This window comes from Streptomyces sp. NPDC090106, assembly GCF_044747265.1.
Lineage (GTDB): Bacteria > Actinomycetota > Actinomycetes > Streptomycetales > Streptomycetaceae > Streptomyces.
The window spans coordinates 693,604-705,875 of sequence record NZ_JBIVDS010000003.1; the positions used below are offsets into that span (position 1 = coordinate 693,604).

The following is a 12,272-nucleotide window of genomic DNA, read 5'->3' on the forward strand; positions in this document are numbered from 1 at the left end:
CCAGGAGTGCTGTTCAAGGAGTACTTCAACCTCTCCGTCATCGAAGCCATTAAGGTCCGCACCAGCTATACGACCGTGCTCGCCGTCCTCGGCCTGGGCGGCGTCCCGGCGGTCGAGGAGATCCTCGACGTCCTCACCCTCTGAACCCCGCGCACCTCGAACCCGGTCACACCGTGCCCGCACACGATCCGCAGAAAGGCCCCCGATGACCATCGGAACTGAACCTCTCAGGCGCCCACGGCCCCTACTTCACCCGCAACGTCATCGTCCTCACCGACTCCGAGGGGCGCACCGGACTGGGTGAGGTGCCCGGCGGCGAGAAGATCACCCAGACCTTGCGGGACGCCGAACCGCTCGTCGTCGGCGCCGAGGTGGGCGACTACAAGCGCGTCCTGCGCGAGATGGGCGCCCGCTTCGCCGACCGCGACGCGGGCGGACGCGGTGCCCAGACCTTCGATCCGCGCACCACCGTCCACACGGTCGCCGCGGTCGAGTCGGCTCTGCTGGATCTGCTGGGGCAGCAACTGGAGGTCCCGGTCGCGGCGCCGCTGGGGGACGGTCAACAGCGCGACGCGGTACGGGTGCTGGGCTACCTCTTCTGCGTCGGCGACCCCGACCGCACCGATCTCGACTACGTCCGCGAACCGGACTCCCCGGTGGACCGGCACCGGATCCGTCACGAGGAGGCCCTCACTCCGCAGGCGATCGTCCGGCAGGCCGAGGCGGCCTGTGACCGGTACGGCTTCCGGGACTTCAAGCTCAAGGGCGGAGTCCTGGAAGGGCGCCGAGGAGGCGCGGGCCGTCCGCGCGCTCAAGAGCCGCTTCCCGGAGGCCCGGATCACCCTCGATCCCAACGGAGCCTGGTCGCTCCGGGAGGCGATCGACCTCTGCCGGCCGCTGACCGACACCCTGGCCTACGCCGAGGACCCCTGCGGGGCCGAAGGCGGCTACTCGGGACGGGAGATCCTCGCCGAGTTCCGCCGTGCCACCGGTCTGCGCACCGCCACCAACATGATCGCCACCGACTGGCGCCAGATGACCCACACCCTGGCCCTCCAGTCGGTCGACATCTCCCTGGCCATGGTGACCCACTGCGGCGCCGCGGCTCCGGGCGAGTACAACGCCCTGGACACACACTGGATCTGGCAGGAAGGCCTCGAACGCCTCACCACCGCCCCACCCCGCATCGTCAACGGTGAGATCGCGGTCCCGTCCGCCCCCGGACTCGGCGTCGACCTCGACATGGACCGGCTCCTCGCCGCCCACGACCTCTACCGCAAGAAGGCACTGGGCGCCCGCGACGACGCCGTCACTATGCACTACCTCGACCCCGACTGGGAGTTCGACGCCAGACGCCCGTGTCTGGTGAGGTGACCGCCTGAGCCCGAGTCCGAGCCCGCCGACCTATCGGGCTCGGGCCCTGTCTCTGGAGGGGGGCGAGGAGAGGAGGCCGTCATGCGCCCGGTCCGGCCGGAGTGCCAGGTGGACCGCCGGCCAGGTCAGGTTAGGGTGGGCTAACTTCGATCATGAGGAGCAGTTCAGTGGCAGAGACCCCTCGATCCGGCACCGACCCGCAGCCGGCCTCGCTCCGCGCCGAGCGGCCCCCGTTCCACAGCGAACTCGTCCGGGACGAGCGCGTCCTCGCGGTACTCGACGAGTTGTACGAGCAGGAGCGTCGCATCAACTGGGACGAGTACGCCCACCACCCCGACCCGAGCCATCACGCCGGAACCGGCTTCTCGCTCAGCCCCGAGCAGGGCGACCAGCTCTACCTGCTGGTCCGCTACGGACAGGCCCGCCACGTGGTCGAGTTCGCCACCTCCCTCGGCTTCTCCACCCTCTTCCTCGCCGCGGCGGTCCGGGACGGCGGCGGAGGCCGGGTGCACACCGCCGAACTGGTACCGGAGAAGGTCGAGCGCGCGCGGGAGAACCTCTCCCGCGCCGGCCTCGCCGACTACGTGACGTTCCTCGAGGGCGACGCCCGGGAGACCCTCACCGGCATTCCGGACGGGATCGACTTCGCACTCGTGGACGGGTGGGCGCCACAGGTCTCCCTCGAAGTGCTCCAGGTGATCGAGCCGAAGCTGCGCCCCGGAGCCCTGGTCTACAACGAGAACCGGGACCGTGAGTTCCTCGACCACGTGCGGGCCCCCGGCAGCGGGTACCTGCATCTGCCCCTGCTGAGCGGTTCCGCCTACAAGCCGCAGGGCGAACTGGCCCTCCGCACCTGACACTCCACGGTGCTTGCTGGTCCGGGCCCGCCGGCCGCAGGGCCGCACGGGAGCCCGGCAGAGGCGAGTGCGCTGGGTTCCCCGAGGTGGCTCGCCGCCGTCCGCCAGGCCGCGGTCACGGCCCAGTGCGCCTGCGAGGTCTGCGCGCCGCTGTCGCCGTGCAGCCGGATGGGCGCTCCTACGTGTACGTGGAGGGCTGGTCGGCGCAGTGGGGCGGTGGCCAGCCCGGCGAGCTGCTTGGCGGTGCTTCCCGAGGTGATGCGGCGGGCGCCCGCCTGGCCGACGGGGACGACGGGTGCGCCGGTCAGTCCGGCCAGTCGCGCGAGTCCGGTACGGAACGCTGCGGGTGGGGCTTCTCCGGCATCCGTGCGGGTGGGGATGCCGCCCTCGCCGTAGATCAGGACCAGCCGGCCGCGCTCGACGGCGGCAGCGGCGAGGTCGAGACAGCGGGCGGCCCGCTTGTCGTGCCGGTGGACCGGGATATGTCCCTCCCGGGTGAGCGCGCGGCTCAGCAGCGGGACGCGCCACAGGCCTGCGGCGGCCATGACGACCGGCTGGACGCCGAGGCGGTGCAGTGCCGCGAGGACGACGGCGGGATCGGCGAGCGAGGTGTGATTGGCGGCGATGATGCTGCCCGGCGCCAGCTCGGCTGCGGCGTCCGCGGTGACGGTCAGCCGGCCGCAGGCGGGCAGCAGGGCGGTGGCGAGACGGCTGAGCATACGGACTCCCGATCACGACGACGAAGGAGTTCATCGTCGTCGGCGGTATCCGTCCCGGCCTGAGCGTTCCTACTCACCTTCGTCCGCTCCCGTACCCAGCGGGGGAGACCCGCCTCCGACCCCGGCCACTTGAGGCACCCCATGTCTCCGCCTGGACCAGGACACGTCGGCACCCGTGGATACGGATGATCCGCGGTGTCCATGGGCATTCCCGTCCTTGTGGTCAAGGACGGGCGGGAGGGGTTGTGCGGGAGCGGGGAACGGCACGACGAACAAGACTGAGGTTGGCCAGGCGGCGTCCGAGCCCTGATCGCGTCCGAGCCCGCGAACGAGCCCCGCGTCCTGAGCCCGAGCCACCGGAGCCTCCGTCTTGGTGGTCCCGGATCAAATGGACCCATGTGGGCGCGGTGCTGGGCGCACTGGTGGGTCTCGTCGGTCTGATCTTCACCGGTGCGGCAACGTACTATCAAGCAGCAGTGACCAATGATCAGCTTGATCAGTCACGCGAGGACGCCAAGCACTCGGCGCGCAGCCAGGCCATGCGGGTCTTCTAGTGGGTGGAGGAACCGGCCGACGGCCACCTCCGCCTTCACTTGGTCAACAGTTCCTCGGACCCGGTGACCACTGTCGACGTGACCTTCGGAGCGCCGGTCGGTCTGAGGACCGCTGTCTACAGTGACCTCTTTGTGTCCTACAACGAGCGCATCCCGTACCTGCCGCCCTGCTCCGATATGGTCCTCGACTCCCGCCACTGGCTGTACATCGACGAGAGGCAGTACGACAAGTTCTACGCCGGGACCCACCTCCTGCCCGGGTGGCAAAAGCACCTCACACACCTGCCTGAGCCCGACGCCGTATGGGTGTCACACCTGGCGTTCATCGACCGCGACGGCGTGCCGTGGCTGCGCACCGACACAGCGCTTGAGCAGAACCAGGACGCTGACTACGACGTCGGTATGGACGCCGATGCGGACGACTACGGCATGGGTTACGTCCTGCGGACGCCCGAGACGAAGGCCGCAGCGACATGCAGCGGCGATGATGCGAGGTGATCGCCGAGTCGTGGACCTCCGAGCCGGCACGGGCTCACTGTCATTGGTGAGGGCCGCCGAACGTGGTCGCCGGTCGTCGACATGAACCCTGGACAGATCCCATCGCCTCAGCTCAGGCGCGTTCCTCGTCTATTTGATCAAGCCTCGGCACCCGCGGTCGCGCAAAGCGCGAGACCAGCTCACGGTCGATACACCGTCCCCGCAACGGGCTTGGCCGGGGCGAGGAGTTGCGAGACCGTCACGATGGTGTAGCCGCGTTCACGCAAGGCGTCGATGATCGTCGGGACTGCCGGGATCGTGCCCCGGTAGCGGTCGTGAAGCAGGATGATGCCGTCACGGCGGGTCTGTGCCAGCACGCGCTCGATGATCAGCGCGGTGTCGTTGGTGGCGTAGTCCTTGGCCGTGACGCTCCACAGGATCTGTGCCAGCCCCATCTTCTTCATGACCGCGGAGACCTCGTCGTCCGTACGCCCCTGTGGTGGCCTCATCAGCACCGGGGTGCGTCCAGTGATGCGAAGCACATCGTTCTGGACGGGATCGAGCTCCGCGTGGATCTGTTTCTCCGAAAGCTCCGTCAGTATTTTGTGCGACCAGGTGTGATTTCCTATCTCGTGACCTTCTCGCGCCATCCTGGACAGCGTTTCCGGATAGGTGTCCGTGTGGCCTTTTCCCTGCACGAAAAAGGTGGCATGGACCTGCTTCTCGCGCAGGACGTCGAGCAATTTCGGAGTGGGTTCGCTCGGGCCGCCGTCGAAGGTGAGCGCGACGCATTTGGCACGGGAGCAATCCACGTCGGTGGTGCCCGCCACCGGTCCGGAGGCCGCTGTCGAGGCGGTCGCCGACTCCCGGGCGTTCCGAGGAGACGTCACTCCATGGAGGGTGCTGCAACCGCCGGTGGCGGCCACGGAAAGGGCCGCCACCAGGGTCAGCATCGCGCGGGTGCGTCGGCCTGTCCTCACCGGTCCGCCCCGACGGACGAGGCGGGAGAGCGACGGAGGAGGCCGTGGTACGCCCCGGCGATCAGCAGTGCACCTCCCACCAGCACGAGGGCGGGTGCCAGGCCCGGCACCGTCCACAGTCGCAATTCGAGATGCGCCCACACGCGCTCGCCGATCTGCGTGGCCGCGAACGCGACGAGCGCCAGCCCGCAGAGTCCGACCATTCCGAAGACGAAACCGATACCGCTGTCGGAGGAATTCCTTGCTGCTTCTCTCAGGTTCATGTCGGCAACGTTATGAAGCGTTGCGGGTGCGCCGATTCGGCCGGGAGAACGTTCTCTCGATATCGAAAGGACGATGTCATCCGTGGGCGACCTATACTTTGGTATAGGAATTGCCGCCGGGCCTCCCGTGAAGTTGGCCGGAGCAGGCGAGCCGTTTACGGTGGCGTGCGTGATCGACGTACGACAGGTGTGGCACCGGGAACCGCGGCTCGCGGACGCGGCCGTGGCGGCGGGGGCCGCGGCCTTGACCCTGCTGGTGCTCAAGGCACAGTCCGAGGGCCTGTCGGTCTACCCGCAGCTGTCACACGGCAACGGACATCTGGAGCGGGTACTGCCCGCCTGGGGGCTGCCCGCCACGCGAAACGCGTTCGTCGCCCTGCTGGCCTGCGGGGCTCTCTACTGGCGGCGCCGGCGGCCTGTTCTGCTCGCCGTCGCCATGGTCGTCCTGTCCGTCGGCTGGCCCGTCGCCGTGCCGCTGCTGGTGATGCTGTTCACCGTCGCCCGCCATCGCGGTGCCGGAACCGCCGCCGCGACAGGCGGCGCCGCGCTGCTTCCGGTTCTCGTGCGGCCGCTGCTGCCGCCTGCCGGATCCGGGGATCTCACGACCATCGTCTCGGCCGCGGCCCTGGTCGCCGGCGCGGTCGCCTGGGGGCTCTACGCCGCGGGTGCCCATGAGCGCGCCCTGCACGCGGAGAGGGAGGCCGACCTGCGGGCCGCCCAGGCACGGCAGCACGCCCGCGAGGAGATCGCCCGTGAGATGCATGACGTACTGGCGCACCGGCTGACGCTGCTGAGCATGCATGCCGGGGCTCTGGAGTTCCATCCCACGGCGCCTCCCGAACGGGTCGCCGAGGCCGCCGGTGTGATCCGGGAGAGCGCGGGGCAGGCGCTGGAGGATCTTCAGGGCGTTCTGCGGGTCCTGCGCGCGCCGGTCGTCAGTGAGCACACGCCGTCCTCGCCCCAGCCCACTCTGCGTGACACGAACCGGCTGATCGAGGAGGCGCGTGCCGCCGGAGCGGAGATCGACGTGCGGCAGAGCCTCGACGACCTCGCCACGATGGACACCACCACCGGGCGCACCGCGTACCGCGTTCTCCAGGAAGCCTTCACGAACCATCGCAAACACGCGCCGGGCACACGTGTCTCCCTGGCCCTCTCGGGCGGCGCCGAAGCCGGTCTCAGCATCGTCGCCGCCAATCCTGTCCAGTCCGGGCACGCCACCCGTCTGCAAGGATCGGGTGAGGGACTGATCGGCATGCACGAACGTGTGCACCTCGCCGGTGGACATATGAGCCACCGCCTCACCGCCACCGGTTTCCACCTCGACGTCTGGCTGCCATGGACCCCGTGATTCGTGTACTCGTCGTCGACGACGACCCTCTCGTGCGTGCCGGGCTCGGCCTGATGTTCAACGCGGCCGACGACATCGAGATCGTGGGCGAAGCGGAGGACGGTGACGACGTACCGCCCTTGGTCGAGCGGCTCCGCCCCGACCTGGTGCTCATGGACATCCGGATGCCCCGCGTGGACGGTCTGGCCGCCACCAAGGCGCTGCGACGACGACCCGACGGTCCCCAGGTGCTCATCCTGACGACCTTCACCACCGACGGGTACATCCTCGGCGCACTGCGAGCCGGGGCAGCCGGATACCTGCTCAAGCACACCCCGCCGGCGCAGATCGTCGCCGCGGTGCGGAACACGATGGCCGGTGAACCGGTGCTCTCCCCAGACGCGGTCAAGCAGCTCATCAGTGCCGTCACGGACCTCACGGACGGTACGGACGGTACGGATCCCGGTCCCGACGACGCACGAGCCGTGGCCCAGGCACGGCTCCGGCTGCTCGGAGAGCGGGAGCGCGAGGTCGCCCTCGCCGTGGCCCGGGGCAGAACCAACGCGGAGGTCGCCGGCGACTGTCACATGAGCCTGCCCACCGTGAAGGCACACGTCAGTCACATCCTCACCAAGCTCGACCTCAACAACCGCGTACAGATCGCGTTGCTGGTCTATCGGGCGGGCCTGGCGTGAAGCCGGGACTGCCACCGGCCCGGGACCGGCTCAGCCCCGACTCATGGTCTCCTCTCCTGAGGGCTGGACCGCCACCCTCGTCACCGACTCGGCCCGCGGCGACAGGACGCTCGAGACGTCGGTCAAGATCGGCAAGTACCTCCTGCATCCGACTTTCCTGGCCTTCGCCGACGACGTGACCCGGATGCTCGGAGAGTCCGTGCACGAGATCGACGTCCGCCGCTCAGAGAAGCCGACGCGTGAGTCAGGGACGTCTCCTACGCCCTCGCCGTCCGCGAGCACGCGTCACCCCCGCGGAAACCGCAACACGAACGTGGAACCCACCCCCACGGTGCTCTGCGCCTCAACCGTCCCGCCGTGCGCTTCGACCAGTTGCCGCACGATCGCCAGGCCGAGACCGCTGCCGCCGCTCCGGCGGGAACGGGACCTCTCCGCCCGCCAGAAGCGGTCGAAGACATGCGGCAGGTCCTCCGGGGCGATCCCGGAGCCGGTGTCGGCGACTTCGATGCGCACCCACCCCGCCCCGGCGCCCGCCGTACCGTCCTGCTCGTCGACCGCGCGCAACCGGACCGTGCCGCCTTCGGCCGTGTGTCTGACCGCGTTCGACACGAGGTTGCCTACCGCCTGGCGCAACCGGACCGGGTCCGCGACGACCGTGTGCTCCGGGTCCGCCGCCACCTCTATCCGCACCCCCGAGGCCCGGGCGCCGGGCCGGTGCGCCTCGGCCGCCTGGGACAGCACGTCGGCCACCGCGACCGGCTCCTTCGCGAGCCGCAGCTCGCCCGCCTCGGCCGCGGACAGATCGCGCAGGTCGTCGACGAGGTGCTGGAGCAGCAGCGCTTCCTCCAGCACCGAGGCCACCACCTTCTCGTCCGCCTGGACGATGCCGTCCTCGACCGCCTCCAGCCAGCCACGGATGTTGCTCAGCGGGGTACGCAGCTCGTGCGCCACATCGCTCACCATCGCCTTGCGGGCCGTCTCCAGCTGCTCGCGCCGCTGCGACATGGAGTTGAAGGCGGCCGACAGCCGGGCGATCTCGTCACGGCCCGTCACCTCGACCCGCGCCGAGACGTCTCCGGCCTCCATCCGCTGCGCGGCCAGCGTGAGCCTGCGCAGCGGCCGGACCAGCCGGACGCCCGCGAGCGCTGTCACCGTCACCGTCACCAGCAGCACCAGGGCCGCTGCCCAGGCGATCCGCGCCCTGTTCGACGCCGAGAGGTCGAGAAAGGTGCTCGCCGTACGGTCCGCGGGGCCGCTGACGTAGAGCTGGGCGACGGGAGCGACGTACGGGCGCAGCTGCTCCACGCGGCTTCCGGCGACGCAGTCCCGCGCATCCTTGTCGGGAGCGGGCGGGCCGGAGGCGCGGGACGTGGAGCCGTTCGGCTGCCAGGACCCGTCCAGGCGTACGGTCACCCCGGCGAACCCGCGTCGAGCCAGACAGTCCGTCGCCAGTGCGTCGAGGGCGTCAAGAGCCCGTTGTTCGGAGAGCATCGGGGCCTGAAGGGCCGTGGCCCCGCACCGGTTGGCGGCGGACGCCGGGGCCGAGGTCTCCAGGGCGGGGCGTCCGCCGGCACCGACCACGGACCGCGCGGTGACGGCCGGGTCCTCCCGCAGACACGCCACCACGTCCTGGGCGCTCGTCCGCAGCCGTGACCGCTCCGCAGCCGACAGCCGGTAGGGGCCCACCACGCGGCGGTCGACACTCCCGTCACGCGCGTCGGCGGGCAGCAGTTGCGGGTCGACGGCAAGCGGGTCGATGACGGCTGTCGGTTCACGCGGTGGCACGAAGGGAGTGCTGGGCAGCGGAGCGGAGTCCGCGAGGGTGCGCTCGCCGTCCCGCAGGACGATGCGGTGTCCCGTGGAGCGGCTGAGCGCGGCCACCATCACCGTCACACCACCCCAGTCGCGGTGGTCCGCCGCGTAGCCGACCAGCGCGTCGTACGTCTTCGCGTCCTCGGCGAGGGCCCGCCCCTGCTCCTGACGGATCGCCACCGCCGTCAGGCGCACCACCACCCAGGCCGTGGCCGTGATCGAGCACACCGAGACCACGACAGCCAGGGCCAGCAGCCGCAGCAGCAGACTGCGCCGGGCCGGGACCACGTGTCCCGGCTCTGGGTCCCTGTGTCCCGGTCCCGGGGCCACGGCTGCCTCAGGCTTCATCGCGACGGCCTTCGCCGGGGAAGGAGACACGTGTGCCGTCGGTGGGGGAGGAGGGACGTATCCCCTCGCTTGCCGCCGACGGCGACGAACGTATGCCGTCGGTGAGTTTGTAACCCACTCCGTAGACCGTCACCAGGCGGGCCGGGCGGCGCGGGTCGTCCTCGATCTTCTTGCGCAGGTTCATCACATGGACGTCGACCGTCCGGGCGGTGACGTATCGGTCGAAGCCGTGCAGCCGCTCCAGGATCTGCGATCTGCTGAACACCTGCCCCGGGCTGCCGGCGAGCAGCGTCAGCAACACGAACTCGCCCGGTGTGCACGTGATGTCGGCTCCGTGGACCCGCACCTCGTGCCGCGCCGGATCGACGCTCACCGCACCGGCGGTCAGCAGCCCCCCGCCCGATGCGCCGCTCGCCGCGGTGGGCCCCTGCCGGGAGCGGGTGCCGCGCCGCAGCAGCGAGCGGACGCGGGCCATCAACTCACGTGGGCTGAAAGGCTTGGTGAGATAGTCGTCGGCCCCCAGGTCGAGTCCGAGCAGCAGGTCGTCCTCCGTCGCCCGCGCGGTCAGCATCAGCAGCGGCAACGCCTCCAGCGTGGCCTCCGAGCGGACGGTCCGGCAGACCCCGAGCCCGTCCAGGCCCGGCATCATCACGTCCAGGATCAGCAGATCGGGCAGTTCGCGCCGGATCTCGTCCAGGGCGGCCCGGCCGTTCCCGACGACGGTCACCCGGTGACTCTCGTGTTCCAGGTAACGGCGGATCAGCTCGGCCTGCTTGGTGTCGTCCTCGGCCACGACCACATACGCACACATAGGGGGAGTCTAGAAACACGCACGGAGTACCGGGACGGCTCCGGGAGCGGGACCACGACAGCACCATGAGCTCATGACAGGTTGCTGACATTTTCCCGTCAGGCTCCGGGCCATGAACGACGAGAAGGATCAGCTCCTCCCGGGTGTCCCCGTGGCTGTGAGCCCGGCGCCCGCCGCGCGGACCGGACGCCGCGCCCGTGCCGCCGTGCTGGGTGCCGCTCTCCTGACGGCGGGCCTCGCCCTCACCGCCTGCGCGGGTGACAAGGACGGGGAAAGGCAGGCGTCGAACGGCGACGTCGCCTCCCTCGAGACCTCGTCCCCGGGCGTCGGGGCCAGGACGGCGAGCCCTGGTTCCGCCGACGCCGCCGTCGAGGCCAAGCGTCCCGTGCTGCGCCTGGACAGCTCCGCTGAGGAGGCCGACCGGCTCTGGGACGTCTACTGGGCGTGCCTCCAGGCGCACGGCGTCCCCATGAACGAACAGCGGGTCGAGACAGCGGGTGACCAGGCGCCGCCCGTCCAGGACCAGAAGGTCGCGGACCAGTACAAGGCGCAGTACCGCGCGTGCCTGTACAAGATGCCGCTCCAGCCCGTGGAGGAGCGCCCCGAGACCAATCCGCACTACGCCGACGACTACCGCGCCTACGTCGGTTGCCTGCGGGACAAGGGAGTCAAGGTCCACGAGGTCTTCGCCGCCGACGGCAGCCCCGACGGCTGGACCTTCGACGACGACTACCCCACCGACGGCTCAGGCCCCTACAACGACAAGCTCGACAACGACTGCCGCCTGGAGGCCTTCGGTGGCCACGACAAGTAGCGGACACGCGGCACGCTCCGCTGACCGGGAGGACGACGCCGCGGAGGATCGCGGGCGCCCCACCGGCCCCGCGGAACACGTCCGCCCCCGGACCGGGCGCCGTATAGCGATCACCGTCGCCGTCTGCGCCGCCGTGGTCGGCGCCGCCTACGGCGGGACCGTGCTGAAGCGGCACGGCGACGCCCGCCACCCCGGCCCCGCGACCGCGCCCTCGCTGCGGACCACGCTCGTCCAACGCGCCGACCTGTCCGACAGTACGACGTTGTCGGGCACCCTCGGCCACGGCCCGGCCACCACCGTCAGGGGCGCGGGCGAGGGCCTGATCACCCGGGTCCCGGCGAGCGGCTCGACGGTCACCCGGGGCAAGCCCCTGTACTGGGTGGACGACAAGCCGGTGCCGCTCCTGATCGGCGACACCCCGGTGTTCCGCACCCTCGACGCGGCAGCCGTCAAGGCAGGAGCCAGCGGCACCGACGTGACCGTCCTCGCGGACAACCTCCAGGCTCTCGGCTACGACATCGGCCCGCGCGCCGACGTCCCCCGCTCCACCAGCGGCGGCGCGCGGCAGTTCGGCGGCACCCGGCTCACCCAGTCCCTGCTCGACGCCCTCGAACGTTGGCAGCGCGACACGGGCCGCGAACAGACCGGGAAGCTCTCGGTGGGGGACGCCGTCGTCCTGCCCGGGGCGGTCCGCGTCAGCGCGGTCAAGGCCCAGCCCGGCGACCCGGTCGCCGAGGACGTCCTGACGGTGACCTCGCTGCGCAAGTCGGTCACGGTGACGGTCGGCGCCGCCGACGCGGCCCTCATCCACAAGAAGGACAAGGTCTCCCTCACCCTCCCCGACACCACCCGGGCCACCGGCACGGTGACCGCGGTCGCCACGACGGTGCAGGGCGGCCAGAGCGACGCCGACGACCCCGCCGGCCCGGGCGCCCCGCCCTCGGCCCAGGTCACCGTGGTCCCGCAGGACACCGCCTCGGTCAGGAAACTCGACGCGGGCGCCGTACAGGTGACGTTCACGACCCGGACCCGCCACGACGTCCTGACCGTCCCCGTGGGCGCTCTCCTCGCCCTCCAGGAGGGCGGCTACGCGCTCCAGCGCCCCGACGGCCGTCTCGTCGCGGTCGAGACGGGCCTGTTCGCCAAGGGCCAGGTCGAGATCTCGGGCAGTGGCATCAAGGAGGGGCAGAGAGTGGTGACGGCCTCGTGAGCAGTCACCACCGCCCACCGCGGGACGA

12 protein-coding genes and 2 pseudogenes are annotated in these 12,272 nt (G+C 70.6%); 9 read left to right on the forward strand and 5 right to left on the reverse strand.

Annotation, left to right across the window (positions count from 1 at the left end; genetic code table 11):
* Positions 1–9: 9 nt before the first annotated feature.
* From ACIPSE_RS12990 to ACIPSE_RS13000, 3 genes and pseudogenes are all read left to right on the forward strand, one after another.
* A pseudogene (locus ACIPSE_RS12990) lies at positions 10–144 on the forward strand (gluconate permease); the annotation flags it as partial.
* 71 nt (positions 145–215) lie between these two features.
* A pseudogene (locus ACIPSE_RS12995) lies at positions 216–1,374 on the forward strand (enolase C-terminal domain-like protein); the annotation flags it as partial.
* 167 nt (positions 1,375–1,541) lie between these two features.
* Positions 1,542–2,231, forward strand: coding sequence for an O-methyltransferase (locus tag ACIPSE_RS13000; protein WP_401661367.1), 690 nt, complete (start codon positions 1,542–1,544; stop codon positions 2,229–2,231).
* Here the strand turns inward: ACIPSE_RS13000 and ACIPSE_RS13005 are convergent.
* Complete coding sequence (locus ACIPSE_RS13005; RefSeq protein ID WP_401661370.1) at positions 2,195–2,950, reverse strand: lysophospholipid acyltransferase family protein; 756 nt, start codon at positions 2,948–2,950, stop codon at positions 2,195–2,197. The genes ACIPSE_RS13000 and ACIPSE_RS13005 overlap by 37 nt on opposite strands.
* 398 nt (positions 2,951–3,348) lie before the next feature.
* On the opposite strand from ACIPSE_RS13005, the gene ACIPSE_RS13010 reads away from it, so the two are divergent.
* Together ACIPSE_RS13010 and ACIPSE_RS13015 are read left to right on the forward strand one after the other, a co-directional pair.
* Positions 3,349–3,504 carry a hypothetical protein gene (locus tag ACIPSE_RS13010; RefSeq protein ID WP_401661372.1) on the forward strand — a complete coding sequence of 52 codons (156 nt, stop codon included), beginning with the start codon at positions 3,349–3,351 and terminating at the stop codon, positions 3,502–3,504.
* Positions 3,505–3,567: 63 nt separating this feature from the next.
* The gene (locus ACIPSE_RS13015) at positions 3,568–4,002 is read left to right on the forward strand and encodes a hypothetical protein (RefSeq protein WP_401661375.1); all 435 of its coding nucleotides are present in this window, start codon (positions 3,568–3,570) and stop codon (positions 4,000–4,002) included.
* A gap of 179 nt (positions 4,003–4,181) precedes the next feature.
* Here the strand turns inward: ACIPSE_RS13015 and ACIPSE_RS13020 are convergent, their stop codons facing one another.
* Both ACIPSE_RS13020 and ACIPSE_RS13025 read right to left on the reverse strand, forming a co-directional pair.
* Positions 4,182–4,934, reverse strand: coding sequence for a polysaccharide deacetylase family protein (locus ACIPSE_RS13020; protein ID WP_401661378.1), 753 nt, complete (start codon positions 4,932–4,934; stop codon positions 4,182–4,184).
* A gap of 23 nt (positions 4,935–4,957) precedes the next feature.
* The gene (locus tag ACIPSE_RS13025) at positions 4,958–5,224 is read right to left on the reverse strand and encodes a hypothetical protein (protein WP_401661381.1); all 267 of its coding nucleotides are present in this window, start codon (positions 5,222–5,224) and stop codon (positions 4,958–4,960) included.
* A 169-nt stretch (positions 5,225–5,393) separates the two neighbouring features.
* On the opposite strand from ACIPSE_RS13025, the gene ACIPSE_RS13030 reads away from it, so the two are divergent.
* Together ACIPSE_RS13030 and ACIPSE_RS13035 are read left to right on the forward strand one after the other, a co-directional pair.
* On the forward strand, positions 5,394–6,575 hold the full coding sequence (locus tag ACIPSE_RS13030; RefSeq protein ID WP_401661384.1) for a sensor histidine kinase: 1,182 nt from the start codon (positions 5,394–5,396) through the stop codon (positions 6,573–6,575).
* Positions 6,563–7,249: a response regulator gene (locus tag ACIPSE_RS13035; RefSeq protein WP_401661387.1), complete on the forward strand. Its 687-nt coding sequence runs from the start codon at positions 6,563–6,565 to the stop codon at positions 7,247–7,249. Before ACIPSE_RS13030 ends, ACIPSE_RS13035 begins: the two co-directional genes overlap by 13 nt.
* Positions 7,250–7,534: 285 nt before the next feature.
* Here the strand turns inward: ACIPSE_RS13035 and ACIPSE_RS13040 are convergent, their stop codons facing one another.
* The gene (locus tag ACIPSE_RS13040) at positions 7,535–9,349 is read right to left on the reverse strand and encodes a sensor histidine kinase (protein ID WP_401661390.1); all 1,815 of its coding nucleotides are present in this window, start codon (positions 9,347–9,349) and stop codon (positions 7,535–7,537) included.
* A gap of 49 nt (positions 9,350–9,398) precedes the next feature.
* On the reverse strand, positions 9,399–10,220 hold the full coding sequence (locus tag ACIPSE_RS13045; protein ID WP_401661393.1) for a response regulator transcription factor: 822 nt from the start codon (positions 10,218–10,220) through the stop codon (positions 9,399–9,401).
* A 112-nt stretch (positions 10,221–10,332) separates the two neighbouring features.
* Between ACIPSE_RS13045 and ACIPSE_RS13050 the strand changes: the two genes are divergently transcribed.
* Both ACIPSE_RS13050 and ACIPSE_RS13055 read left to right on the forward strand, forming a co-directional pair.
* On the forward strand, positions 10,333–11,034 hold the full coding sequence (locus ACIPSE_RS13050; protein ID WP_401661395.1) for a hypothetical protein: 702 nt from the start codon (positions 10,333–10,335) through the stop codon (positions 11,032–11,034).
* A complete protein-coding gene (locus tag ACIPSE_RS13055; RefSeq protein ID WP_401661398.1) occupies positions 11,018–12,244 on the forward strand; it encodes a hypothetical protein in 1,227 nt (408 codons plus the stop codon). Before ACIPSE_RS13050 ends, ACIPSE_RS13055 begins: the two co-directional genes overlap by 17 nt.
* Positions 12,245–12,272 lie beyond the last annotated feature (28 nt).